The organism is Phenylobacterium sp., from assembly GCF_030680185.1.
Lineage (GTDB): Bacteria > Pseudomonadota > Alphaproteobacteria > Caulobacterales > Caulobacteraceae > Phenylobacterium.
Map to the genome: position 1 here is coordinate 138,420 of NZ_JAUXVZ010000055.1, position 24,482 is coordinate 162,901.

Here is a 24,482-nt window from a genome sequence, read left to right on the forward strand (position 1 = left end):
CGAACGGGCGACGTGATCAACCCTCAGGCGCCCAGGCGCCCCTTCAGTCGTCAGGAAAATCATGAGCGGGATGCAGGGGCTGGGCGGCGCCGACCTGGACGACGCGGTACGCGATTTCATCGCCCGCACCGGCGAGGCGCATGCCCGCCATGCGGGGGGGCGCGCGCTCACGCCGGTTGAAGCCCGGCAGGTGGCCGAGCAGGTGCGGACGCCGTGGCGCGCCGGGGGTCCGGCCATGCACCGCACGACCGAGGCGCACGCCCCCTCGCCCCACGGGCCGGTTCGTCTGCGCATCCACGATCCCTCTCCCGGACGGGGCAAGCCGATCCTGATCTATGTCCATGGGGGCGGCTGGATGCTGTTCAGCCTGGAGACCCACGACCGGCTCATGCGCGAATATGCCGCCCGCGCCGGGGCGGTGGTGGTCGGGGTCGACTACGCCCTCTCGCCGGAAGCCAAGTTCCCGCTGGCGCTGGAGCAATGCATGGCCGCCGTACGCTGGGCCGGCGGCGGCGGCGTGGGCGAGGCCGGCGATGTGTCACGGCTGGCCATGGGCGGCGACTCCGTCGGCGGCAACATGTCCCTGGCCAGCGCCGTGGCCCTGCGGGACGCAGGCGAGGGCCACATTCTCAAAGCCCTGATGCTCCACTATGGCGCCTTCGACACCGAGATCGACGCCGAGCACCGCGCCCGCTTCGGCGGCGAGGGCTATATGCTGACGCCTGAGGAAATGGACGTCTATTGGGCGGCCTACCTCACCGACCCGCAGGAGCGGACCAATCCTCTGGCCACCCCCGCCCGGGCCGATCTGGCCGGCCTGCCGCCGGTGTTCCTGACCATCCCGTCCTGCGATGTCCTGACAGGTCAGAGCCTGGCCCTGGCCGATCGCCTCGCCGCGGCAGGCGTCGAGGTTCGGGCCGAGGTCTATCAGGGCGCCTCGCACAGCTTTCTGGAGGCGGTCTCGATCAGCGCCCTGGCCGACCGCGCCCTGCAGGACGGCGCCGACTGGCTGGCGGCCACCCTGGCCCCGGCGCCCTGAAGGCTCGGGGTGGTCTAAGGTCGGATCGACGCCTTCAAGCCGATTCGGACCAATCCCATGAGCAAGCCCCCAGAACTGAAGTACCGCCCCCTGGCCGATGGGCGCTACGAGGTCTGGCTGCATGCGGTGATACCGCAGGACGCTCTGCTGGGCCTGCACGGGGTGCTGGCCCAGTACGCCGCCGAGGGACCGCCGGATCCGGAGCCTGAGGACGGCTCAGATGAATCCGGCTCCGGCGAGTCCGGCTCAGGCGGCCTCGCCCACTGAGCCCGTACGGGCGAGAATTTCCCGCCGTCGGGCCAGAACGACCATGAAATCATAGGGATAGGCCAGAACTTCCCGGGCGCTCATCCGCCACCATTCAAGACGCCGGACACGGTCCCGGCCGGTCTCGATGGGACCAGGCTGTGTCCTCACGCCCAGCAGGGCGAACATCATCGCCACCCTTGGCGCATGATAGGTGTCGGTGCAGATGATGAGGCGGCCAATCCCCCGTGCGCGCAGAAAGCCCAGGGCGGCGATGACGTTCTCAAGGGTGTCACGGCTGCGTTCGTCCAGAACCAGGCGGGCTGGGTCGACTCCGGAGGCCTGCAGGAGATCGGCCATCACCCGGGCTTCAGAAGGTCCATGCCGACCAAGGCCGCCGGAGCAGAAGATCAGGCAGTCGGGCCTGGCCCGCGCCGCGGCCAGCCCATAGCCGACGCGGCGCGCCAGGGCGGGACTGGCCCGGCCCCCTGGCCATACGGCGGCGCCGAGTATGACGATAGCGGCGTCCATGGGCGAAGATTGCCCGACGGCGGCCGCGGCCGCCAATGAATCACGCCTCGGGCGACCGGTCGTCCTGTTGCGGCTCCGCCTGCGCAGGCGGCGCATCGTTCAGGGGCGGCAGCAGGCCCGCGATCAGGTCGTCCTGCTCGGCCTGTCGCACCGCGCGGCGGACGTTCAGCCGCAGAAGCAGCTCGGCGTCGCGCCAACGCTCGCGGACTTCTTCCAGGCGAGCGGCCAGGTCCGAGCCCATGACGTTCTCGGTTTCACCGGCATAGAGCACCCGCGCCTCGCCGCCGGCGTTCAATTCGGCGATCACATAGTTCGCGCCCGCGGTCGGGGGGATGCGGTCATCCTCCAGCGCGGTGTAACGATAGGTCGTGCCGGACTTGCCGACGAAATCGAGTTGGCGGGCCAACACAACGCTCCCAGCCTTGATACGCATTTCAATCTGGCCCGCAGACAACCCCACAGGCAGGCCCTCTCTACACGGTCAAATCGGGCGAAAGCGAGACGCGATCCATGGTCAAGCTATCGAAATTTGTGCGGCGGCCTGTGGACGGAACAACCTCCGCCATAAGGCGTTCGAACCATGACCCGGCTCTGCTAGGTTCATCCCCAGCGGCGATTCAGCCATCTGGTCTTTCGGAGCAGCGCCATCAGTAGCGTTTCGACCTCGGACGAAACCCCAGCCGCATTCGAGCTGACGGGCGATGGCGCCGACCGCGCCGTGCGCCTTACGGGCGACTGGACGCTTAACGCGTTGGGTCGTGAGGGGCGACGCCTGGTCGCCGCGCTGAAGCGTGAACCCGCCGCCCACTTCGACCTGACGGCGGTCGGGAAGCTCGACACCGCCGGCGCCTTCGCCCTGATCCGCGCCGCCGGCGGCGTGCTGGACCCTGACAGGGTCGAGGCCCGCCCCGAGAATCAGCGACTGATCGAACTGGTGGCCGAGGCCGCCGCCAAGCGCGGGGAGCCCAAGCGCGAACCCCGCGGCTGGCATGAGATGACCGTCCGGCTGGGCAAGGGCGTGGTCGGCACCGGATACGACGCCTTCGACACCCTGGTCTTCGCCGGCCACCTGTTGATCGTGCTGGCCAAGAGCGTCGCCAACCCGCTGCGCATCCGCTGGGCCTCGGTCTTTTCCCTCGCCGAGCGCGCCGGCCTGGACGCCATTCCGATCGTCGCGGTGACCTCGTTCTTCATCGGCGCCGTGGTGGGTCTTCTTGGGGCCAACATGCTGCGCGAGTTCGGGGCCCAGGTCTTCGCCGTCGAGCTAATCGGCGTGGCGGTGCTGCGGGAGTTCAACATCCTGATCACGGCCATCCTCCTGGCCGGCCGATCGGCCTCATCCTTCGCCGCCGAGATCGGCTCGATGAAGATGAACCAGGAGGTCGACGCCATGAAGGTGATGGGCGTCGATCCGTTCGAGGCGCTGGTCTTCCCCCGGTTCATGGCCTTGCTGGTGACCATCCCGCTGCTGACCTTCGTCGCCACCCTGGCAGGGCTCTGTGGCGGTCTGGCCGTCACCTGGAGCGTGCTGGACATCGGCCCCAACTTCTTCTTCCAGCGCATTCTGGAATATGTCGGCCCCACCCATTTCTGGGTCGGCCTTTCGAAGGCGCCGATCATGGCCATCGTCATCGCCGGGATCGGCTGCCGCCAGGGCCTGGAGGTCGGCGGCGATGTGGAATCCCTGGGCCGGCGGGTGACGGCCGCGGTGGTGCACGCCATCTTCGCCATCATCATGATCGATGCCGCCTTCGCCCTGCTCTATATGGAGCTGGACATTTGACGGACCTCGACCAGCCCATGGCCCCCGAGCCCGCGTTCGAGCCGGCCAAGGACTCGACGAACGACTATGTGATCGAGGTCGCGGGCCTGCGCTCACAGTTCGGCGACCATGTGGTGCATGACGGCCTCGACCTGAATGTGCGTCGGGGCGAGATCGTCGCCGTGGTCGGCGGATCGGGATCTGGCAAGTCGGTGCTGCTGAACACCATCATCGGCCTCAAGTCGCCCGAGGGCGGCACGGTCAAGGTTTTCGGCCAGGATGTGGACAAGGCGCGTGAAACCGCGGGACTGGAACGCCGCTGGGGCGTTCTCTTCCAGCACGGCGCGCTCTTTTCCAACCTGACTGTGCGCGAGAACGTCGAGGCGCCCATGCGCGAACACACCCGCCTGTCCACCCGCGAGATGGAAGAACTGGCCGATCTCAAGATCGCCCTGGTCGGCCTGCGGCCCGACGCCGGCGCCTTGAAGCCGGCCGAACTGTCCGGCGGCATGCGCAAGCGGGCGGCCCTGGCTCGGGCCCTTGCGCTCGACCCGGACCTGCTCTTTCTGGACGAGCCTACGGCCGGCCTTGACCCCATCGGCGCCGGCGCCTTCGACGAACTGATCCGCGACCTTTCCGACAGCCTTCACCTTACGGTCTTCATGATCACCCACGACCTCGACAGCCTTTATGCGATCACCGACCGCGTCGCCGTGGTCGCCGACAAGAAGGTGATCGTCCAGGCCCCGGTGACGGAGCTGGAGACCTCCGACCACCCCTGGATCCAGGAGTACTTCCTGGGTCCGCGCGGACGCGCCGCCGCCAAGGCCCGCGTCCAGGCGAGAGAGGCCTGATCATGGAGAAGAACGCCAACTACGCCCTGGTGGGCCTCTCCACCCTGATCCTGTTCGTCGGCCTGGTGATCTTCAGCATCTGGCTGGCCCGCGTCGCCTTCGCCCGGGACTATGACGTCTACGACATCCTGTTCCAGGGCCCAGTCCGCGGTCTGACGGAGGGCGGCGAGGTGCACTTCAACGGCATCAAGGTCGGCGAAGTGACCGACATCTCGCTGGACCGGACCAATCCCAGCCGCGTCATTTCCCGGGTCCGGGTGAACTCCGACGTGCCCATCCGCGTGGACTCCTTCGCCACCCTGGAGCCCCAGGGGATCACCGGCCTGAACTATGTGCAGATCACCGCGGGCACCTCCACGCGGCCCCTGCTCAAGGAGGCCTCGCCCGAAGGTCGGGTGCCGGTCATCCAGAGCCAGCGCAGCACCCTGGCCGACCTGCTCGAAGGCGGCGGCACGGTGCTGTCGCGCACCGTCGAGGCGCTGGACCGGGTGAACCGCGTGCTGTCGGACGAGAATATCCTGACCCTGGGCGCCGCCATTTCCGACGCCCAGGCCGTGACCGCCGAACTGCGCGAGCGCAAGGCCATCATCGCCGACGCGCAGGTGGCCCTGCAGAATATCGGCGAGGCCGCCGAGGAGGCGCGCGCCCTGGCCGCCTCCACCCGCAACATCGTCGACACAGACGGCCGGGCGGCCATGTCCAGCCTGAGCGACGCGGCCGCCGAGACCGAGGCCGCCGCGGCCGACCTGCGCAAGATCCTGGCCGGACTGGAAGGCCCCACGGCCGATTTCGCCACCTATGGCCTGCCTCAGGTCACCCGGGCCGCCGAGACCCTGCAGGAAGCCGCGGAGTCGCTGTCGCGCCTGACCAATGAGGTCAGCTCCAATCCCCGCGGCGTCGTCGGCAAGGGGCCGGCCAAGGAAATCGAGGTGAACCCATGATCGCCGCCCTTCGCGCCCTCGGCCTTACGGCCGTAGCCCTCGCCCTGTCGGCCTGCGTCTCGCTTCTGCCGGACGCCGAGCCCTCGCAGCTCTACCGCCTGGACGCCGCAATCGACCCGGCCGCCACGGCCGCGCCCTCTGCCCCCACCTTTGGCCTGGTCCTGCCCAGCACCGGGTTCGTTCGGGCGGCGAGCGGCGACCGTATCCTCACCGTCACCGGTGACGAGGTGGCCTATATCGCCAGCGCCCGCTGGGTCGCCCCGGCCACCAATCTGTTCGACGAGGCGGTCGAGCGCGCCTTCGACGCCAACACTGGCCCGGCCCGATTGGTCACCCGCGGCGAAATGCGGACGGCCGAGAGCGTCCTTCGGCTCGATGTCCGCCGGTTCGAGGTGGTCTATGACCGCGGCCAGGGCGCGGCCCCTCTGGTGGTCGTCCGCCTGCGCGCGACCCTGGTCAATCGCGGCGATCGCGCGCTGATCGACGAGGAGGTGTTCGAGGCCGAAGTCCGCGCCACCGACAACCGCGTCGGCGCCATCGTCGCAGCCTTCGACGAGGGAACCGGCCAGGTGCTGACCCAGCTAGTCGACTGGTCCAACCGGACTGGCGCGCCGCAAGGCTAGCGCCAGCGCCGCGATCTTCTAGTCGATGCCGTGCTGACGCTTGGCGGCGGTGACCGTGTTCTGCAGCAGGCAGGCGACGGTCATCAGGCCGACGCCGCCCGGCACCGGCGTAATCCAGCCGGCCACCTCGCGGGCCTCCTTGAAGGCCACGTCGCCCACCAGCTTGGTCTTTCCCGCCGCGGCCTTTTCCGGATTGTCGAAGGACACGCGGTTGATCCCGACGTCGATCACCGCTGCGCCGGCCTTGATCCAGTCACCGCGGATCATCTGGGGTCGCCCTACGGCGGCGACGATGATGTCGGCCTGACGACACACCTCCGCCAAGCCCCTGGTGCGGGAATGAGCGATGGTCACCGTGCAGTCGGCCTGCAGAAGCAGTTGCGCCACCGGGCGGCCCACCAGGACCGAGCGGCCGACGACCACGGCGGACTTGCCGGTCAGATCGCCCAGGGTCTCGCGCAGCATGATCATGCAGCCGAGCGGCGTGCAGGGGGTAAGCGCCGGCTCGCCATTGGCCAGGCGGCCGGCATTGACCACGTGCAGCCCGTCCACGTCCTTGTCAGGGCTGATTGCGGCCAGGGCGGCGCGCTGGTCCAGGTGGCTCGGTAGCGGCAGCTGCAGCAGGATGCCGTGGATGCGCGAATCCTCGTTGAGCCCGGCGATCAGCAGCAGCAGTTCATCGATATGCGCATCAGCCGGCAGCCGGTGGGTGACCGAGTGCATGCCGGCGGCCAGGGACTGCTCGCCCTTGGACTTCACATAGACCTGGCTGGCCGGATCATCGCCGACCACGATCACCGCCAGGCCTGGCTGGACCTCATGGTCCCGGCGCAGGCGCGCGACCTCCTGCGCCACCTCGGCGCGGACGCGTTCGGAATAGATCTTGCCGTCGATGATCTGGGCCTGGGACATGACGACTCCTGAGGTGAGGCTGTGGCCCGCCACCTAGCCCCTGGCGGCGCGGCGCGCAACGGCGCGAGCTTGCGCCCTTCAGCCGCGGCGCAGCCAGCAGGCCAGGGCCCAGGCGTGGCTGTCGCGGCTGAGCAGGGTCAGGGCTTCGGCCGGTGTGCGCCAGAAGAGGGTGTGGTCGTCCTCGATCTTCCGCTCTGGGCGCTCGGCCAGGACGTCCACGGCGAAGAAGAGGCCGCGGGTATTGTAGGCCTCCGCCGCGCCATTGACGAAATAGTGGTCGGCCCGCGTCAGCAGGAAACTGGCTGCGACCTCCAGCCCGCTCTCTTCAACGAATTCGCGGGCCACGGCGACCTCGGCGCTCTCGCCCGGATCGATCCCGCCGCCGGGCAGGTCGATGCGGACGGGACCGTCGGCGGGCTCCACCCGAACCAGGGCCACCAGGCCGTCGCGCACGCCGACCCCAAAGGCCACCGGCCGATCAGGATAGGCGCGGCCGGGTTCGGGAACGCCGAACTGAGGGATGCTAGTCATATCAGTCGATGGAATAGAGCGCGTCGAACGGATCGACCGCCCCGGACACCACATCGGCCACCTTGACCGGGCGCCAGCCGACCTGGGAGTCGGCGCTGTCGCGCCAGGCCTCGACGACCAGATCGCGCAGCTCCGAGGCGCCGGCGCTGGTGCGGGTAAGGACGAAGGCCACGCCCCTAGGGTCTTCAGGCGTAAACGCCCCGGCCTTTTCCAGGGCGTAGAACGGCTCCACCTCGGCGAAGCCGGTCAGGATGTAATCCACGGTGCGTTGCTCGATCGCACACGCGCAGAGGCGAAGCGGGGTCATGGCTCCCTTGAGATCGGCCAGAGCCACATGGGCCCGGGTGAACTCGCCCTCGAACACGCCATGGATCCGCGCCTTGGTGTAGCCCTTGGGGTTCGGGTAGTCGCCCCAGCCATTGTAGTGAACGGTGGTGTGCAGGGGCTGGGCGCCGTCGGCCACATAGTGCGACAGCGAGCCGATCGTCATCTTGAGCAGGCCCTCCCGCAGGGCGCGATCGGTGGCATACCAGGCCCGGCGGCCCGGATCGGTTTCGCGGGCCTCGGCGGCCACCAGCACCCGCCAATAGGCGAAGTCCAGGGTCAGCTGCTGATACTGATCGACAATGGAATACTGCAGGTAGCCGGCCTTCCAGCTGTCGGTCCCGGCAGCCTGAAGCAGCTTCTCGTAGTCGGCCCGGGTGGCCGGCAGGGGGGATTCGAACTTCGGACCGCCCATCACCAGACCCGCGTCGTCAATGTCGACGAAATGCGCCGCGTCACGGTTGGAGTCGTGGATCTTGCCCGCGCCCTTGGAGCGATCCGGCTCGCGGCTGAGCTCCCCGATCTGGCTGATGGCCGTCGGATCGCGCAGGAAGGCGGGAATCTCCTCAGGCAGGGCCTCCATGGCCGCCACCCCGATGATGCGATGGCCGTGCCCGCCCCAGGCCAGGACGTGGCTGGGGGCCATGACGGCCAGGGCCGTCAGGACGAGGGGAAAGATCGCGATCCGCATCAAGGCGACTCCTAACCGTTGATCGGCAGGGCCGCCTCCACCCGCGCGATCCAGGCCTGAACCTTAGGATAGCGCGAAAGGTCGAAGCCGCCCTCGCCTGCCAGCCGGGTATAGGCGACCAGGGTGACATCGGCGAGACTGAGCTTATCGCCCACCAGAAACGGCGACGCCGCCAGGGCGTCTTCCAACCGCTGCAGGGCCGCGGCGCCCCGCTCCACCAGCCGCGACTCGAGGCTTTCGACGGCCATGCCCTCATAGCGGACCCGGAACCGGGCCACCGCCACATAGGGCTCGTGGCTGTATTGCTCCCAGAACATCCATTCCAGCATCTGGGCGCGGGCATAGGCGTCGGACGGGATCAGGTCCGAGCCTTCGGCCAGATGCAGGATGATCGCGTTGGACTGGGCCAGCGGCCGGCCATCGGACAGAATCACCACCGGAACCTGGCCCGCGGGATTTAGCGCCAGGAATTGCGGCGTGCGCGTTTCGCCCTTCAGCAGGTCGATCTCGATCCATTCATAGTCGAGACCCAGCCGCTCGGCTGTCCACTTCACCTTCAGGCAATTGCCCGAGATGGAATCCCCATAGATTCTAAGGCTCATCGCTCGCCTCCCTGACTGCTCGCCAGACTGCTGATATCTGACCTAGTGCAGGCGCCAAGCCCGTTTGACTCCGGGCGCCACGGGAAGACCTCAATTGAACGGGTTGCGAGGCCAGGCTTTGCCAGCTACCCACTGGCCACCGACTTAACGACGCAGGATGACGCCGCCATGCGACGCCGCCTCGCCGCCCTGGCGGCCCTACCCTTCCTGGCTCTGGCTTCCAGTTCCCAGGCCGCGACCAGCGACCCGATCGGCGATCTGATCGTAGGCGCGATGACCGGGGGGCTCCCGGGCACGCCCGCCTATCGGATGCGGGCCACCCTCTATCATGCGGGCGCCGCCGGCGTCGGCGCGCTGGACTCCCTGGGCTGCAAGGTCGTCGCCATGCGGACCGCAGCCATCGACAAGGCGCTGATCCCCCGCCGCACCGTCCTGTTCATCAAGGAGACCGTCGGTCTGCCGATGCCCGACGGCAGCGTCCACGACGGCTACTGGTACGCCTCCGACGTAGGCGGTTCGATCAAGGGTGAGAAGATCGACCTCTTTACCGGCCATGGACGGTCCTCCATGAAGCCGATGATGCCCCTGAACCTCTCGGAACTGACCGTCACCAAGGTCGGCGAGTTCAAGGGCTGCCCTCCCGGCAAATAGGCCCGACGCCGGCCGACCGCCTTCCTCCTCCTGACGACCGCTTTCGGCCCGTTCCCGAGGAGAAGACGCATGCCTGCATCCGAGTTCCATCCACATCTGTTCGTGATCACCGGCGGACCTGGCGCCGGCAAGACGGCCCTGATCGACGCCCTCCGCGCCCAGGGGGAGATCTGTATCGGCGAGGCGGGTCGCGCGGTCATCCGTGAGCAACGCGCCATCGGCGGCACCGCCCTGCCCTGGGCTGACCGGGACGCCTACTGGCGCGCCATGTTCGAGAAAGACCTGGCGGCGTATCGCGCCGCCTCGGCGACGCGGCGCCGCACCTTCTTTGACCGTGGCCTACCGGACCTGATGGGTTATGCGGCCCTGGAGGGCCTTAGCCCGCCGACGTCCGGGGTGAAGGCGATCGAGCAGGCGCGATATGCCGACCTGGTGTTCACCGCCCCGCCCTGGCGACAGATCTACGCCCAGGACGCCGAACGCAAACAGGACTGGACCGAGGCCGTCAGAACCTATGACGCTGTAACCCAGGTCTATGTCGATCGCGGCTATCGCCTGCTCGAACTGCCGCGTTCCAGCGTGGAAGAGCGCGTCCGCTTCGTGCTCGACGCCGCCGCCTGATCAGGTCTCGACGAAGGCCTTTTCCAGCACGAAGTCGCCGGGCTTGGCGATGGAGCCTTCCTCGAAGCCGCGCTCGATGAGCATGGCCTTGAGATCGGCAAGCACGCCGGGGCCGCCGCAGAGCATCAGCCGGTCCACGGTGGGATCCAGTGGCGGCACGCCCAGATCTTCAAACAGCTTGCCCGAGGCGATCAGGTCGGTGATCCGGCCCTCGGTCTTGAAGGGCTCGCGCGTCACGGTGGGATAGTAGCGCAGCTTGTCGCCGATCACCTCGGAGAGGATCTCGTCCTTGGCCAGGTCTTCCTCGAACAGCTCGCGATAGTTCAGGTCGGCCACATTGCGAACCGTGTGGGTGACGATGGCCTCGTCGAAGCGCTCATAGACCTCGGGATCGCGGGCGAGCGACAGCCAGGGCGCAAGGCCGGTCCCTGTGCCGAGCATGTAGAGGCGCTTGCCGGGCTTCAGGCCGTCCAGCACCAGGGTGCCGGTGGGCTTGCGGCCGATCAGCACCTGATCGCCCACCTGGATCTTCTGCAGGCGCGAGGTCAGCGGGCCGTCGGGCACTTTGATGGAATAGAATTCCAGCTCCTCGTGCCAGGCCGGGCTGGCGATGGAATAGGCTCGCAGCAGGGGCTTGCCGTCGACTTCCAGGCCGACCATCACGAACTGGCCGCTGGAGAACCGCAGGGACGGATCGCGGGTGGTGCGGAACGAGAACAGGCTGTCGGTCCAATGCTGGACCCAGGTCACGGTCTCCAGATGGAAGGCCCCGGCCTTCTTCGGGGCCGGCGCGGCCACGGTCACGTCAGTCATAACGTCGTCTTTCTATTCAGACGCCCTGTTCCAGGCGTCGATCAGATTTGGGCGCAGGTCAGATGTCGCCGCCGACATTGGCCGACCCGCCAGCGGCCGTCGTGATCCCAGGCGCGCGGGCGACATGTATGCCGCATTCGCTCTTTTGCGAACCCTGCCAGCGACCGGCGCGGACATCCTGCCCGTCTTCCACCGGCGAGGTGCAGGGCCAGCAACCGATCGAGGGAAACCCTTGCGCCACCAGGGGGTGGGGCGGCAGGTCGTGGGCCAGGACATAGGCGTCCAGGTCTTCCTTGCCCCAGTTGGCCAGGGGATTGAACTTCACGTGCGGATCGGCCTCCTCGACCACCCGCAGCGACAGGCGATCGCCCCCGTGGAAGCGCTTGCGGCCCGTGATCCAGGCGTCGAATTCGCCAAGCGCCCGGTCCAGCGGCAGGACCTTGCGGATATGGCAACAGCCGTCCACGTCGGTCTTCCAGAGCTTGGCCTCGGGATCGGCCACGGCCAGATCCTGGTAATGCGGACGCAGGTCGCGCACGTCGGTCAGGCCCAGACGAGCGGCCAGGTTGCGCCTGTAATCCAGCGTCTGGCCAAAGAGCATGCCGGTGTCCAGGAACAGGATCGGAATGTCCTTGCTGACCTGGGCGGCCAGATGCAGCAGCACGGCCGATTCCGCCCCGAAGGACGAGACCATGGCCAGCTTGTCGCCGAACTCGCGGTGGGCGGCGGCGATGATGGCGGTCGGTTCGGCGTGGCGCAGTTCGGCGTCGAGCCGGTCTGCGATCGATGGCCGATCGGTCTGATCATAGGCCATGGTCACCCTCCTTCGCGCTCCAGGAAGGCCGGCGCCCGGGCGTCGGCGGCGCGTTGATAGACGTGGCGATGCCGGCTCACGGCGTGGGCCCAGATGTCCGGGGTTGAGCCGTCAGACGGTTCGAAGGCGTTGAAGCCGCAGCGGACCATGAAGCCCGCCTGCTCACGGAACACGTCGCCCACGGCGCGGATTTCGCCCGCATAGTCCAGCCGCTCGCGCAGCAGCCGCGCCGAGGTGAAGCCCCGCCCGTCGCGGAACTTGGGGAAGGCGACGGCCACCACGGCGATCCGCGGCAGGTCATAGGCCAGGGCCTCGACCTCCTCGTCCGGCTCCAGTCGCACGCCGACGGCGCGGCCTTCAGCCAGCAGGCGCTCACCCTCGGCCTGGAAGCGGGTGAACGAGATGATCACGTCGCCCAGCGGCAGGCCCTCATCGTCCGTAACGGCGGTGAACGGGTCGTTGGCCAGGACGAACCGGCCCGCGTCGAGCTTAATGAGCGTCGGCATAGACGGCCTCCTTGAAGGGTTCGACGCCGGTCCGGCGATAGGTGTCGAGGAAGCGCTCGCCATCCTGACGTTCGCGCAGATAGACCTCCACCAGGGTGTCGATGGCGGCGGCCACCTTGTCGTAAGGCAATGCCGGGCCGAGCATCTTGCCCACCGAGGCGTCTTCGGCGCCGGAGCCGCCCAGGGTCAGCTGGTAGAACTCCTCGCCCTTCTTATCGACGCCCAGGATGCCGATGTGGCCCACATGGTGGTGGCCACAGGCGTTGATGCAGCCGCTGATCTTGATCTTCAGCTCGCCGATGGCCTCGGCCTTCTCCTGGTCGGCGAAGGTCTGGGCGATCTGCTGGGCCACGGGAATGGCCCGGGCGTTGGCCAGGGCGCAGTAGTCCAGCCCCGGACAGGCGATGATGTCGGAGATCAGGTTCACATTGGCGCTGGCCAGGCCCACGGCCTGCAGCCTGGCGAACACCTCGGGCACGTCATCCAGCCGGATGTGGGGCAGGACGAGGTTCTGCTCGTGCGTCACCCGGATGTCGTCCTGGCCATAGCGCTCGGCCAGGTCGGCCACCGCGTCCATCTGGTCCGACGTCGCATCGCCAGGGGTTTCGCCCACCGTCTTCAGCGAGATCTCGACGATGGTGTAGCCGGGCTTCTTGTGTTCCCGCAGATTGTTGCGGGAAAAGCGCGCCAGGGCCGGATCGGCCGCCTTGGCCGCCTCGAAGGTTTCCGACACCGCCGGCAGGGCTTCGAACGCGGTCTTGGCGAAGGCGCCGCGGATGCGGGCCAGCTCGGTATCGGGCAGGTCGCCCTCGGGGCCGATCTTGGCCCATTCCTCGGCCACCTGGCGGGCGAACTCCTCGGCGCCGAGGGCGGCCACCAGGATCTTGATCCGGGCCTTGTAGAGATTGTCCCGGCGACCGTGGCGGTTATAGACCCGCAGGATCGCCTCCAGATACGAGAACAGCCGGTTGGCCGGCAGGAACTCGGTGATGGTCGGGCCGACATAGGGGGTGCGGCCCAGGCCGCCGCCGACGATCACCTCAAAGCCCAGCTGACCGTCGCGACCGCGGCGGATCATCAGGCCGATATCGTGGACCTTGGCCGCCGTGCGGTCCTTGGGCGCCGCGGTGATGGCGATCTTGAACTTGCGCGGCAGGAACGAGAATTCCGGGTGCAGGCTCGACCACTGGCGGATCGCCTCGGACCAGACCCGCGGATCGTCCAGCTCCTCGACCGTGGCGCCGGCATAGGGGTCGGACGTCACATTGCGGATGCAGTTGCCGCTGGTCTGGATGGCGTGCATGTCCACCTCGGCCAGATGGTCGAGGATGTCGGGCGTATCCCGCAGCTTGATCCAGTGGAACTGCAGGTTCTGGCGGGTGGTGAAGTGGCCATAGCCGCGGTCATAGGTGCGGCCGATATAGGCCAGCTTGCGCATCTGGCGGGAATTCAGCGAGCCATAGGGCACGGCGATCCGCAGCATGTAGGCGTGCAGCTGCAGATAGAGGCCATTCATCAGGCGCAGGGGCTTGAACTGGTCTTCGCTCAGCTCGCCGGCCAGGCGGCGGCCCACCTGTTCGCGGAATTCGCGCGAGCGGTCGGCGACGATCTCTTTGTCGAGGGTGTCGTACTGGTACATCCCGCGCCTCCTTACTTACGCTTGATCAGGTTGACGCGACCGCTGGAGCGCGCGGCGCCGTCGGCGTGCATCAACGCCTCGATCATCTCCCCGCCCTCGGCCTGCTTGCCGTGGGTCGGGTGGTTCGTGGGGCCTAGGGCCCGGATGCGCTCGCGATAGCTGAGCGGCGCCCACAGGCCGTCGGACTCCATCAGGTCGATCAGATAGGGATCGATCACGACAGTGGGTTGCGACTTGGCCTGGCCCTCGGCGAGCTCGGCGGCCGCAGCGTCGTCAAACAGGTCGGCGTCGGCGAAACGCTCGACCCATTTCCCGGCCTTCCAGAAGACGACATCGCCGTCGATCAGACGGTTGGCGGTCAGGGCCTTCATCTCACTTGCCTCCCAGCTCGACGGCGCGAGCCTCAATCTGTGTCACCAGGCCGGGTTCCCCCGACAGGGCCAGAGCCATCGATTCGCCGACGATCAGAAGCGCCGGACCTTTCAGAGCCGCGGCGGCCTCGGCCAGGCCAGAGAGGTCGGTGACGATGCGGCGCTCGTCGGCCCGGCTGGCGTTCTCGACTATAAGCGCCGGCGTGGCGGGGTTACGGCCGGCCTGTGTCAGCCTGCGGGCGATGCCTGCGGCCGTGGACACGCCCATGTAGATGACCACCGTCTGGTTCGGCTTGGCCAGGCTCTCCCAGTCCAGGTCGGGCTCCTCGCCCTTGGCCGCATGGCCGGTAACGAAAGTCACCGCCTGGGCCAGGCCGCGATGGGTCAGGGGCGCGCCGGCGCCGGCGCCGGCCGCCAGGGCCGCGGTGACGCCGGGCACGATCAGGCATTCGACGCCCGCCGCGCGGCAGGCCTCGAGCTCTTCGCCGCCGCGGCCGAAGATGAAGGGGTCTCCACCCTTCAGCCGCACCACCCTCAGCCCCTGCAGGGCGAAGGCGACCAACATCTTGTTGATCTCGTCCTGGGCGTAGGAGTGGCGAGACTTGCGCTTGGCGACGCTGATCCGCTGAGCGGCGGCCGGAGCCACGTCGAGGACTTCGTCGGAAACCAGGCCGTCATGGACCACCACATCGGCGCTCTCCAGCGCCTTCAGCGCCTTGAGGGTCAGAAGCTCGGGGTCGCCGGGACCCGCGCCCACCAGCCAGACCTGGCCAGCCGGACGCGCCGCAACGCCATCCAGGACCACCAGTCGGCCGTTTCGCTTCGATTGACGCTCGCCAGGAGCCATGGGTTTAGCTTCTCTAATACGCCTTGGCCTGGAATGGCGGCGGGGCGGGCCTGGGCCCGCCCCGCTTCCATCCGCCGACGAAAGGGCCGATACATCGCCGGACGCTTGCAAACTGGGGAAATACGCCCCACTTCGCAACCCAAGGAGTTCTGCCCGGGGGTTCAGGAAAACTCATGGAACGACAGGCCGACCGGACCGGCGACCGCCGCCGCCTGCCGCCGCTGAACGCCCTGCGGGCTTTCGAGGCCGCGGCGCGTCACCTGAATTTCAGCCGCGCCGCCGAGGAACTTTCGGTGACGCCCGGCGCCGTGAGCCAGCAGATCCAGAACCTCGAGGACTATGTGGGCGCCGCGCTGTTCAAGCGCACGCACAAGGGGCTGCTGCTGACCGACGCCGCCCAGACCGCCCTGCCCGCCCTGCGCGAGGCCTTCGATCGCCTGGCCGAGGCCGCCTCACTGCTCACCGCCCCAGTCGATGGCCGGCGCCTGACCATCACGGCCGCCCCCTCCTTCGCCGCCAAGTGGCTGGTGCCGCGCCTGGGCAAGTTCGAGGAAGCCCATCCCCAGGTCGATGTCTGGCTGTCGGCCGGCATGGAGCTGGTGGATCTGAGCGCCGGCGAGGTGGACCTGGCGATCCGCTACGGCTCGGGCCGCTATCCCGGCCTGGAGGTCACCTCGCTGATGAGCGAGACGGTGCTGGCCGTGGCCAGCCCCGACCTTCTGGCGCGCACGCCGCTCAATGATCCCGCCGACCTGGTGAACCACATCCTGCTGCACGATGGCTCGGCCGAGCTGGACGCGTCCTGCCCCGACTGGGCCATGTGGCTGGCGGCCCGGGGCCTCAAGACGGTGGACGGGTCGCGCGGGCCACGGTTCAACCAGTCGAGCCTGGTGATCGAGGCCGCCGTCAATGGTCGCGGCGTGGCCCTGGCCAAGCGGACCCTGGCCCAGGCCGACCTTGAGGCCGGACGCCTGGTGGCGCCATTACAGATCGCCACGGCGGTGGACTTCGCCTATTACCTCGTCCATCCCAAGGCCAAGGGCCGGCTGCCGCAGGTCAAGGCGTTCGTCGCCTGGATCACCGCCGAGGCCGAGGCCCACGAGGCCGCCCTGCGCGCCATAGACAACGGAGCCGGCATCTAGCGATAGCCCCGGCGCCATGCGACCAGAGTGCTGAATGCTGCCGAGTTTTGAATGCTAGTTGAGATCGACGACCACAAGGCCCCGGCCGACTGCACCACCATGGCCGAGGTCCGCCAGGGGGTCGACGCCCTGGACCGCGCCCTGGTCAAGCTGCTGGCCGAGCGCCAGGACTTCATGGACGCCGCCGCCCGCATCAAGCCCCACCGCGGCGTGGTCCGCGACGAGGCCCGCATCGAGGATGTGGTGGCCAAGGTGCGCGCCGCCGCCCGGGAGGCCGGCCTCTCCGAAGCCATCGCCGAGCCGGTCTGGCGCACGCTGGTGGACCGCTGCATCGCCTATGAGTTCGGCTCGTGGGACAAAAACCGTCAGCCCGACGGCGAGCCCCTGGCCTAGGCTTCAGCTGCAGTGAAGCCCGCAGGAAACCCTGCGCGCCCAACTCACCACCAAGTCTTTGAAATAATGGTGGGTGCAGTAGGATTCGAACCTACGACCCGCTGATTAAGAGTCAGCTGCTCTACCAACTGAGCTATGCACCCATCGCGTCGGACCCCGTGATCTGGGGTCTCGGCGAGGGCGCGGAACATAGCCAGATTTTGGGCCTTGGCAAGCGGGCGTGGGAGAGAAAGATGGCGCGGCGTGATCTGACCGGGGCGGTGGACTTCGCCTATCTGGAATCCTACGCCGCCGGCGACCTCGTGGTGGTGCATGAGGTGCTGGAACTGTTCCGCCAGCAGGCAGGACTTTGGGCCCCGCTACTGACCCCCGGCGCCGAGGGTTGGCGCGACGCCGTCCACACCATCAAGGGGACCGCCCGCGGCATCGGCGCCCGGGATCTGGCCCAGGTCTGCGAGGAGGCGGAGGTCACCGGCGAGGGGCGTCTTGTGGCCGTGCGCGACGCCCTCGACCTCGCCCTGGCTGATGTGGCGGCCTATGTCCACGAGTTGATGCTGCAGTCCCTGAAGACGCCCAGCAACCGCGGCTGAGCCTGGACGCTCAGGCGGCGACCTCGGTCTGGGTCCCTTCACCCACCCAGCGGTTGAGGCAGGCCTGAAGGGTTTCCAGATCGATGGGCTTGCCCACGCTGTCGACCATGCCAGCCTCGCGGGCGCGGGCGACCTGTTCGGGCATGACGTCGGCGCTCATGGCGATGATGGGCGTGCGGCTCGAGGGGCCATCCAGGGCGCGAATGGCCCGGGTCGCGGCCAGGCCGTCGACGCCTGGCATATGCACGTCCATGAGAATGGCGTCATAGGCGCCGGTGCGGGCGGCCTCGATCGCTTCGCGGCCGTCACAGGCCAGATCGACGCTGCAGCCCAGCAGGTTGAGCATCAGCACGCCGAGCTCGCGGTTCATCGGATGATCGTCCACCAACAGGATGTGGGCCGAGAGCGGGACAGCGGTCGCCTCCCGCTCCGCTGGAGCCTGGACCACCCGGGCGCGTTCGAGGGTCAGCTCCAGCCAGAAGGTCGAGCCGGCGCCAAGCTCGGACGAAACGCCCACCCGGCCTCCCATGGTCTCGATCAAACCTTTGCAAATCGCCAGGCCCAGTCCGGAACCCCCATGCGTCCGGCTGACAGAGGAATCCACCTGGCTGAAGCGCTGAAACAGGACCGCGGCCGCCTCGGGAGCGATGCCCACACCGGTGTCCTCGACGCTGATCCGGACCTGGTCACGCTCGCCCTGTGGCGTGATCGCCAGCGTCAGGGTGACCGCGCCGGCGTCGGTGAACTTCACCGCATTGTTCAGATAGTTGAGCAGCACCTGGCAGAGGCGATGGTCGTCGCAAACATGGGCCCCCGCCCCTTCGCCCTGCACCTGCATGGAGAGGGAAAGCCCCTTGCCGCGCGCCGCATCGGCGACGATCGCCAGGGCGTCCTCGCAGACCACCCGGAGGTCCACAGGCTTGGGATCGAGCTCAATCCGCCCGGCTTCGACCTTGGAGAAGTCCAGGATGTCATTGACCACGGTCAGCAGGGCGATGCCGGAACGTCGGATCAGATTGACGTGGTGGCGCGACGCGGCGCCGACGCCCTCATCCCGCTCCAGGATCTCGGCGAAGCCGATGATGGAGTTCAGGGGCGTGCGGATTTCATGGCTCATGGTGGCCAGGAAGTCGGACTTGGCGTGGGAGGCGGCTTCGGCCCTTTCCCGGGCGCGTTGGTGGCTGACCGAGCGGCGCAGGATCAGTTCGCGCAGCCGCTGCTGGTGATTGGCCATCAGGGCGGTGAGGATGCCGGTGGCGAACACCAGGCCGAAATAGACCTGGAACAGGGACACCTGCTCCTCAAGGCTGCGAACCTCGGCCAGGACGGCCGCACGGCTGCCCAACAGGCCCCCGGTCATCAGAATGGCCGCCGCCAGCATGACGGCCAGGGTCACCGCCTGCGGCCCGGCCCGCAAGCCCAGCACCGTCACCATGGGAAACAGGATAAGCAGGGCGATCGGCGCCAGCGGGGTGAACACCAGGATGATCAGGCCGCCAGCGGCCAAGGCGCCGACCAGCCCTTCGACCTGGCGCTCTGTCGGGGTTGAATCACGGCGCTTCTGGCAGATCAGGAGGATGGCCGGCAGCACCATGGCCATGCCCAGCAGCTTGGCTGCGAACCGGTTGACCAGCATCCCGTGGGAGACCTGCCCCTCGATCAGGTAAGCCCCGACCCCAAGCAGCAGCGTCGCCAGGAGCAGCACCGGCGCCAGCGCTAGAAAGATCAGCCGGGCGAACCGGCCTGGCGTGGTGATCCGGACGGCGTTGAACCGATGGGCCAGGTGGGCGACGGCGGCGGCCTCGACCACGTTCAGCACGGCGTATCCGACAGCGGCGTACAGCGGATGGCCAAAGCCGAGAATGACCGCGACCTGGAGGACGAACCCGGCCCCCAGACAGGCCCAGGCCCAACGGGCCGGCAGCAACAGGAGCGCGGCGATGACGAAGGCGTTGGCGGTCCAGATCGTCCCGACCCCGGCCAGCTCACGCAGCACATTGGTCAGCCACAGATTGGCGACATAGAGGACGCAGAGCGTCGCTGCGATGACGAGCAGGCGCTTCTGTCGCGAGATGCCTGACAAGGCCGCCCCCTTCTGAATGATCGGCAGGGCGCGACCGTATGACACAGGCCGTCAATCAAAGCTTAAGCCTAACGGACGGCGTGCGCGGCCATCGCAGGTCCGGCGGCCCAGAATCGCGGCAGGATGCCGCCATGCCTTCGCCGCCGCGCCCTTCCCCATCGGCTCTCCGCGCCCGGGCGGCGCGTCTGGAGCGCGAGGGTGACCTGACCGGCGCGCTCACCGCCTATGAGAGCGCGCTCGCGGCCGCGCCTCATGACGTCGATATTCTGGCCGCCCTCGCCCAGATCGCCGAACGCCTGGGCATGATGGCGCCGGCCGAAGGGCTGTGGCGCCAGGCCTGCGCGCTGGCGCCCGACAGCCTGCAGGCCCAGGACGGCCGCGCCCGGGCCTTGCGCGAGCTCGGGCGCTATGACGAGGCCATCGCCGTCCTACAGGCCGCGATCGAAGCCAACCCCACCGAGGCGCGGCTCTGGAACAGCGTCGGCGTGACGCTCAGCCAGCAGGGACAGACCGAGACCGCCCTGACCTTCTATGACGAGGCCCTGCGGCTGGACCCGCGGCTGGCCACGGCGGCCTATAACCGCGCCTGCGCCCGGTTCGACCTGGGCGCGCTGGAGACCGCGCAGACCGACTTCATCATGGCCGGCAAGCTCGCCCGCAAGCCCGCAGACGCCGCCATGATCACCTTCGCCGCCGCCACCCTGGCCCTGGCCCGGGGCGACCTCGCGGCCGGCTGGGAGGGCTATGAGGCCAGGCTGTCGCCCCACCGGCCCAAGCCCGTCGTGTTCGAGGCGCCAGGCCGCCGCTGGACGCCGAACCTGCCGCTCGCCGGCAAGCGCCTGCTGGTCCTCGCCGAGCAGGGGTTGGGCGACGAGCTGCTGTTCGCCAGCCTGCTGCCGGACGTCTTCGACGCCCTGGGGCCTGAGGGCCGCCTGACCCTGGCCGTGGAGCCGCGCCTCGTCGACCTCTTCGCTCGCAGCTTTCCCCAGGCCGTGGTTCTTCCCCACCGGACCGAGCCGGTCAGCGGGCGGGTGCGGCGCAGCGCTGGCGACCTGGCCGATCCCCGGGCCATCGATCTCTGGGCGCCGCTGGCCTCCCTGCCCCGCCGGTTTCGCGGCGCGATCGCGGACTTTCCTGAGCGCCCGGGCTTTCTTGTCCCCGATCCCCGGCGGGTGGACCACTGGCATCGGTGGCTGGGGGATGGCCCGCCCGCGGTCGGCCTGACCTGGCGCAGCGGCAATCTGCTTGGGGACCGGCGGCGTCAGTATCCGCCGATGGCCTCATGGAAGCCCGTGCTCCAGGCCGGCGAAACCCGGCTGGTGAACATCCAGTACGACGTGCGGCCCGACGAGTTGGAGGCCCTGACCGCGCTGGGCGGGCGCCCCCTGCTCGAGCCTCCGGGCGTGGACCTGAAGAACGACATCGACGACCTGGCCGCCCTGTGCGCCGCCCTCGATCTGGTGGTCAGCGTCTCCAACGCCACGGGTCAGTTGGCCGGCGCCTGCGGGGCGCCGACCGTCATGCTGTGCGTGCCCGCCGCCTGGCCGCGCCTGGGACAGGAGTCCTATCCCTGGCATCCCACGATCTCGCCCGTGGCCCCGCGGGTTTTCGGCGAATGGGACCCGGCCATGGCGCAGGCCGCCGAGCTGGTGGCAGCGCTGACGGCGCACCGGTAAGGCGCCATTCGCTCACGACTGGGTCAGCCGACCGCTGAGGGCGCCGATTTCCTGACGCAGGGCGGAGAGCTCCTGGCGCAGGGCGGCGAGGTCCGCGGCGTCCTCGGCATGGGCCTGCTGGCGCTCCACACTGGCCAGGCGGAGGTCTTCCTCGATCTGCATCCGCTCAGCCTTGGCCTCTTCCTCGTGCTCGCTCTGCATGGCGTTGACCACGATGCCGATGAACAGGTTCAGCATGGTGAAGGTGGTGCAGAGGATGAAGGGCACGAAGAAGGCCCAGGCATAGGGATAGACCTCCATCACCGGCCGCACGATGCCCATGGACCAGCTCTCCAGCGTCATCACCTGGAACAGGGTGTAGGCCGAGGCCGGGATCGTGCCGAACCACTCCGGGAAGCTGGCGGCGAACAGCTTGGTGGCCATCACCGAGGCCACATAGAAGATCAACGTCATCAGCAGGATGATCGAGCCCATCCCCGGCAGGGCGCTGATCAGCGCGCCGACCACCCGGCGCAAGGACGGCACCAGCGTGATCATCCGCAGCACCCGCAGGATGCGCAGGGCCCGCAGCACCGAGAAGGCGCCGGCGGCCGGAACCAGCGCAATGGCGACGATGGCGAAGTCGAACAGGCTCCATGGGTCCTTGAAGAAGGCCAGCCGATGGACCGCGATACGGGCGACGATCTCGACGACGAAGACGGCCAGGATCACCTTGTCCAGGACCATCAGGACCGGGCCGAAATTGGCCATGGCCCAGGCGCTGGTTTCCAGCCCGAGCGTGATCGCATTGAGCACGATCAGGGCCGTGATGATCTTCTCGGTGCGCGGCGAGGTGATCAGCGCCTTGAGCTGGTCCAAGGGTTGGCTCCATGGGGTTTGGGACAGACGTCGCCATCTGCCGCAAACCTTGTGCGAGCGCCAGAGGCGAGACGGCCGCAGAGGCGCCGCCCCGCCGTCTCGCCGCCTTCACATGGCTCAGAAGCTAGCCCGCAGGCTCACCGTCACCCGGCGGGGCTCGCCGAAGAAGCCGCCGTTGTAGAAGCCGACGCGGCGGTAATAGGTCTTGTCGAACAGGTTATCGACATTGAGCTGGGCGCTCAGATGATCGTTGAACTTGTAGCGGGCTGTCAGACTGGCCAGCACATAGGCGTCCTGGGCGACATTGGTGCGCAGGGTCGGCGGGTTCGTCCCCGGCGCGCTGGTGTTGCCGGGCACGGGGATGGTGGCGAGCGTGTAGATCCCGCTTTGCCAGTTCAGCCCGCCGCCGATCCGCAGGCCCTCGAGCGGCCCGCCCAGGTCGTAGGTGCTGTAGAGGCGCGCGATGTGGCGGGGGCTGAGCGTGCTGATCCGCGTTCCCGACGCGTCCTCGGTATAGGCGTAGGTATAGCCGCTGACCACGTTCCAGCGCTCGCTGACCTTGCCGGTGATCTCGGCCTCGAAGCCGCGGGTCTCGGCCCCGCTGACCGCCACATAGGCCGAACTGCCGTCGGGCAGAAAGAAGCCGTCGGGCACCGAGGCGTCCAGGGCGGCCAGGTTGTCCTGTTGGGCGTAGAAGAGCACCGTCGAGGCCAGCAGGTCGCCGTCGAGGAACTCGCCCTTCAGGCCCAGCTCGTAGCTGGCGCCGATGACCGGGGCCAGCTGGTTGTTGTTCTTGTCCTTGTTGCTCTGCGGCTTGAAGAGATCCGAATAGCTGGCATAGGCCGAGATCTGCGAGGTCAGGTCGTAGATGACGCCCACATAGGGGGTGACGCGCTCGTCGGCATAGTCGCTGCTTGTGCGGACATAGGCGCCGGCCAGATCGAACAGGTCGACCTGCGTTTCCCACCGGGTGCTGCGCGCACCCAGGATCACCTTCAGCCGGTCGGACGGGTTGAGCCGCGCCGCGCCATAGATGCCCGTCTCCTTCGTGGTCGTGGTCTGGGCGGGCGTCCCGTACTTCAGCAGATAGGGCTCGGGGATGCGGCCGTCCCAGTTGCGGAAGTCCGGGATGGTCATGGCGTAGGGTCGCCGGCTGGCGTCGATCCTGTCGTTGAGGGTCGTGGCCTCGCGGTCAAAACCGTTGACCCCGATCACCGCCTCATGCTGGCGACCGAACAGCTGGAAGGGTCCTGAGGCGAAGAGGTCGAAGCCGGTCTCCTCCTCCTGGTAGACGTTGTAATAGTCGGCCACGAACAGACCAGAGCCATCCACCGGATCGGGATAGCCGCCATAGCCATAGTAAAGCAGCGCCGTGGACTCGCTGTCGCGCTGGTTCAGGGTCAGGCGAAGCGACCAGTCGCCGGGCAGGTCCTGCTGGATCACGCCGTAGAGGCTGGAGCTGTTGCGGTCCCAGGTGCTCCAGTTGGCCGCCACGCTGTAGTTTGGCGACAGATCGGTGGGCGTGCCGTCCCGATAGAAGAGCGGCGCCGTCCCCCAGGTCGATCCCCGGGGCGTCGCCTCCAGATAGTCATAGCCCAACCGCACAAGGGTGCTGGAGGTCAGGTCGGCCTCGACCACGGCCATGGCTACGGTCTTCTTCTCCTCATAGAAGTCGATGTGCGACTCCCGGTCCTCGAACGCCGCCGACACGCGGCCCCGGACGCGGCCAGAGGCGACCAGCGGCCCGGAAACGTCGGCCTCGACCCGGCCCCGGGACCAGCTGCCGGCCGTCACGCTGGCCGAGCCGGCGAAGTCCCGCGTCGGCGTCTTGCGGATCAGGTTGATGGTGGCGGATGGATCGCCCGCGCCGGTCACCAGGCCCGCGGCGCCGCGGATCACCTCGATGCGCTCATAGAGCGAGGTGTCGCCCATTACGCTGTTGCCCGACGAATAGCTGGTGGGCGCGCCATCGAGCTGGAAGTTGCTGATCGAGAAGCCGCGGGAGGTGAAGTTGACCCGGTTGGAGTCGTTTTCCTGAACCGTGATCCCAGTGGTCTGCTCCAGCACATTGGCGATGGAGGACAGGCCGAAGTCCTGGATGCGCTCGGTGGTGATCACGGTCACCGACTGCGGCGTCTGGCGCAGGGAGAGCGGCAGTTTGGCCGCCGAATCCGTGGCCTCGACCGCATAGCCGTCCTTCTTGCCGGTGACGACGACCCCGCGGACGGTGGCCGCCTCGTCATCGGCGGCCTGGGCGTGACCAACCAGGGCTGAACTGGCCAGGAGCGCCAGGAGCAGCACGCCCGAGTTTCGCCGGCATGAAATTGAACTGCGCACGGATCGTATCCCCTACTGAAGCGCCCCCCGGGGCGCGGTCGGGGAGCGGATAGGCCGGCTCGCCACAAGTTGCAAACGATTCTTA

The 24,482-nt window shown here is 68.1% G+C and carries 27 protein-coding genes and 1 tRNA gene; 12 read left to right on the forward strand and 16 right to left on the reverse strand.

The window, feature by feature from the left end; all coding sequences use genetic code 11:
- Positions 1–61: 61 nt before the first annotated feature.
- Positions 62–1,039, forward strand: coding sequence for an alpha/beta hydrolase fold domain-containing protein (locus Q8L83_RS15090; protein WP_305288329.1), 978 nt, complete (start codon positions 62–64; stop codon positions 1,037–1,039).
- A 57-nt stretch (positions 1,040–1,096) separates the two neighbouring features.
- Positions 1,097–1,306: a hypothetical protein gene (locus tag Q8L83_RS15095; protein WP_305288331.1), complete on the forward strand. Its 210-nt coding sequence runs from the start codon at positions 1,097–1,099 to the stop codon at positions 1,304–1,306.
- Here the strand turns inward: Q8L83_RS15095 and Q8L83_RS15100 are convergent.
- Positions 1,286–1,816: a YdcF family protein gene (locus tag Q8L83_RS15100; protein ID WP_305288332.1), complete on the reverse strand. Its 531-nt coding sequence runs from the start codon at positions 1,814–1,816 to the stop codon at positions 1,286–1,288. The genes Q8L83_RS15095 and Q8L83_RS15100 overlap by 21 nt on opposite strands.
- 40 nt (positions 1,817–1,856) lie before the next feature.
- Positions 1,857–2,222 carry a hypothetical protein gene (locus Q8L83_RS15105; protein WP_305288333.1) on the reverse strand — a complete coding sequence of 122 codons (366 nt, stop codon included), beginning with the start codon at positions 2,220–2,222 and terminating at the stop codon, positions 1,857–1,859.
- Positions 2,223–2,534: 312 nt separating this feature from the next.
- Between Q8L83_RS15105 and Q8L83_RS15110 the strand changes: the two genes are divergently transcribed.
- From Q8L83_RS15110 to Q8L83_RS15125, 4 genes are read left to right on the forward strand one after another with little or no spacing between them, the layout of a single operon-like run.
- Positions 2,535–3,599 carry an MlaE family lipid ABC transporter permease subunit gene (locus Q8L83_RS15110; RefSeq protein WP_370868404.1) on the forward strand — a complete coding sequence of 355 codons (1,065 nt, stop codon included), beginning with the start codon at positions 2,535–2,537 and terminating at the stop codon, positions 3,597–3,599.
- Positions 3,600–3,616: 17 nt separating this feature from the next.
- Entirely contained in the window at positions 3,617–4,432 is an 816-nt protein-coding gene (locus Q8L83_RS15115; RefSeq protein WP_305288591.1) for an ABC transporter ATP-binding protein, read from the forward strand.
- Between the two features lie 2 nt (positions 4,433–4,434).
- Positions 4,435–5,373: an MlaD family protein gene (locus Q8L83_RS15120; RefSeq protein ID WP_305288335.1), complete on the forward strand. Its 939-nt coding sequence runs from the start codon at positions 4,435–4,437 to the stop codon at positions 5,371–5,373.
- Positions 5,370–5,996: an ABC-type transport auxiliary lipoprotein family protein gene (locus tag Q8L83_RS15125; protein WP_305288337.1), complete on the forward strand. Its 627-nt coding sequence runs from the start codon at positions 5,370–5,372 to the stop codon at positions 5,994–5,996. The genes Q8L83_RS15120 and Q8L83_RS15125 overlap by 4 nt, the downstream gene beginning before the upstream one ends.
- 18 nt (positions 5,997–6,014) lie before the next feature.
- Here the strand turns inward: Q8L83_RS15125 and folD are convergent, their stop codons facing one another.
- The 4 genes from folD to Q8L83_RS15145 all read right to left on the reverse strand — a co-directional run bounded on the left by folD (position 6,015) and on the right by Q8L83_RS15145 (position 9,056).
- On the reverse strand, positions 6,015–6,908 hold the full coding sequence (gene folD / locus Q8L83_RS15130; protein ID WP_305288339.1) for a bifunctional methylenetetrahydrofolate dehydrogenase/methenyltetrahydrofolate cyclohydrolase FolD: 894 nt from the start codon (positions 6,906–6,908) through the stop codon (positions 6,015–6,017).
- A 78-nt stretch (positions 6,909–6,986) separates the two neighbouring features.
- Complete coding sequence (locus tag Q8L83_RS15135) at positions 6,987–7,439, reverse strand: NUDIX domain-containing protein (protein WP_305288341.1); 453 nt, start codon at positions 7,437–7,439, stop codon at positions 6,987–6,989.
- Between the two features lies 1 nt (position 7,440).
- On the reverse strand, positions 7,441–8,454 hold the full coding sequence (locus Q8L83_RS15140; protein ID WP_305288343.1) for a S1/P1 Nuclease: 1,014 nt from the start codon (positions 8,452–8,454) through the stop codon (positions 7,441–7,443).
- 11 nt (positions 8,455–8,465) lie between these two features.
- Entirely contained in the window at positions 8,466–9,056 is a 591-nt protein-coding gene (locus Q8L83_RS15145) for a glutathione S-transferase family protein (protein WP_305288344.1), read from the reverse strand.
- Between the two features lie 168 nt (positions 9,057–9,224).
- Between Q8L83_RS15145 and Q8L83_RS15150 the strand changes: the two genes are divergently transcribed.
- Together Q8L83_RS15150 and Q8L83_RS15155 are read left to right on the forward strand one after the other, a co-directional pair.
- Positions 9,225–9,707, forward strand: coding sequence for a 3D domain-containing protein (locus Q8L83_RS15150; protein WP_305288346.1), 483 nt, complete (start codon positions 9,225–9,227; stop codon positions 9,705–9,707).
- Between the two features lie 69 nt (positions 9,708–9,776).
- Positions 9,777–10,328: an AAA family ATPase gene (locus Q8L83_RS15155; protein ID WP_305288348.1), complete on the forward strand. Its 552-nt coding sequence runs from the start codon at positions 9,777–9,779 to the stop codon at positions 10,326–10,328.
- Here the strand turns inward: Q8L83_RS15155 and Q8L83_RS15160 are convergent, their stop codons facing one another.
- Genes Q8L83_RS15160 through cobA form a run of 6 tightly spaced genes read right to left on the reverse strand, consistent with a single transcriptional unit; the run spans position 10,329 to position 15,318 of the window.
- Complete coding sequence (locus Q8L83_RS15160) at positions 10,329–11,141, reverse strand: ferredoxin--NADP reductase (protein ID WP_305288350.1); 813 nt, start codon at positions 11,139–11,141, stop codon at positions 10,329–10,331.
- Between the two features lie 58 nt (positions 11,142–11,199).
- Complete coding sequence (locus Q8L83_RS15165) at positions 11,200–11,955, reverse strand: phosphoadenylyl-sulfate reductase (protein ID WP_305288352.1); 756 nt, start codon at positions 11,953–11,955, stop codon at positions 11,200–11,202.
- Between the two features lie 2 nt (positions 11,956–11,957).
- Entirely contained in the window at positions 11,958–12,461 is a 504-nt protein-coding gene (locus Q8L83_RS15170) for a DUF934 domain-containing protein (protein WP_305288354.1), read from the reverse strand.
- Positions 12,445–14,100: a nitrite/sulfite reductase gene (locus Q8L83_RS15175; protein ID WP_305288356.1), complete on the reverse strand. Its 1,656-nt coding sequence runs from the start codon at positions 14,098–14,100 to the stop codon at positions 12,445–12,447. The genes Q8L83_RS15170 and Q8L83_RS15175 overlap by 17 nt, the downstream gene beginning before the upstream one ends.
- A gap of 11 nt (positions 14,101–14,111) precedes the next feature.
- A complete protein-coding gene (locus tag Q8L83_RS15180) occupies positions 14,112–14,471 on the reverse strand; it encodes a DUF2849 domain-containing protein (RefSeq protein ID WP_304715814.1) in 360 nt (119 codons plus the stop codon).
- 1 nt (position 14,472) lies between these two features.
- Entirely contained in the window at positions 14,473–15,318 is an 846-nt protein-coding gene (cobA, locus tag Q8L83_RS15185) for a uroporphyrinogen-III C-methyltransferase (protein WP_305288358.1), read from the reverse strand.
- A gap of 173 nt (positions 15,319–15,491) precedes the next feature.
- Between cobA and gcvA the strand changes: the two genes are divergently transcribed.
- Both gcvA and Q8L83_RS15195 read left to right on the forward strand, forming a co-directional pair.
- A complete protein-coding gene (gene gcvA, locus Q8L83_RS15190; RefSeq protein ID WP_305288359.1) occupies positions 15,492–16,460 on the forward strand; it encodes a transcriptional regulator GcvA in 969 nt (322 codons plus the stop codon).
- A 51-nt stretch (positions 16,461–16,511) separates the two neighbouring features.
- Positions 16,512–16,853, forward strand: coding sequence for a chorismate mutase (locus tag Q8L83_RS15195; protein WP_305288361.1), 342 nt, complete (start codon positions 16,512–16,514; stop codon positions 16,851–16,853).
- A 67-nt stretch (positions 16,854–16,920) separates the two neighbouring features.
- Here the strand turns inward: Q8L83_RS15195 and Q8L83_RS15200 are convergent.
- Positions 16,921–16,996: transfer RNA gene (locus Q8L83_RS15200), tRNA-Lys, on the reverse strand.
- Between the two features lie 90 nt (positions 16,997–17,086).
- On the opposite strand from Q8L83_RS15200, the gene Q8L83_RS15205 reads away from it, so the two are divergent.
- Complete coding sequence (locus Q8L83_RS15205) at positions 17,087–17,443, forward strand: Hpt domain-containing protein (RefSeq protein ID WP_305288363.1); 357 nt, start codon at positions 17,087–17,089, stop codon at positions 17,441–17,443.
- A 10-nt stretch (positions 17,444–17,453) separates the two neighbouring features.
- Here Q8L83_RS15205 and Q8L83_RS15210 read toward each other — a convergent pair whose 3' ends face one another.
- Complete coding sequence (locus tag Q8L83_RS15210) at positions 17,454–19,526, reverse strand: ATP-binding protein (RefSeq protein ID WP_305288365.1); 2,073 nt, start codon at positions 19,524–19,526, stop codon at positions 17,454–17,456.
- 131 nt (positions 19,527–19,657) lie between these two features.
- Here Q8L83_RS15210 and Q8L83_RS15215 point away from each other — a divergent pair, with 131 nt between their 5' ends.
- Positions 19,658–21,202 (forward strand): tetratricopeptide repeat protein, encoded by a 1,545-nt coding sequence (locus Q8L83_RS15215; RefSeq protein ID WP_305288366.1) that lies wholly within the window; start codon positions 19,658–19,660, stop codon positions 21,200–21,202.
- Between the two features lie 12 nt (positions 21,203–21,214).
- Here the strand turns inward: Q8L83_RS15215 and Q8L83_RS15220 are convergent, their stop codons facing one another.
- Positions 21,215–22,060 (reverse strand): ion transporter, encoded by an 846-nt coding sequence (locus Q8L83_RS15220; protein WP_305288368.1) that lies wholly within the window; start codon positions 22,058–22,060, stop codon positions 21,215–21,217.
- A 117-nt stretch (positions 22,061–22,177) separates the two neighbouring features.
- Positions 22,178–24,361: a TonB-dependent siderophore receptor gene (locus Q8L83_RS15225; RefSeq protein WP_305288370.1), complete on the reverse strand. Its 2,184-nt coding sequence runs from the start codon at positions 24,359–24,361 to the stop codon at positions 22,178–22,180.
- Positions 24,362–24,482 lie beyond the last annotated feature (121 nt).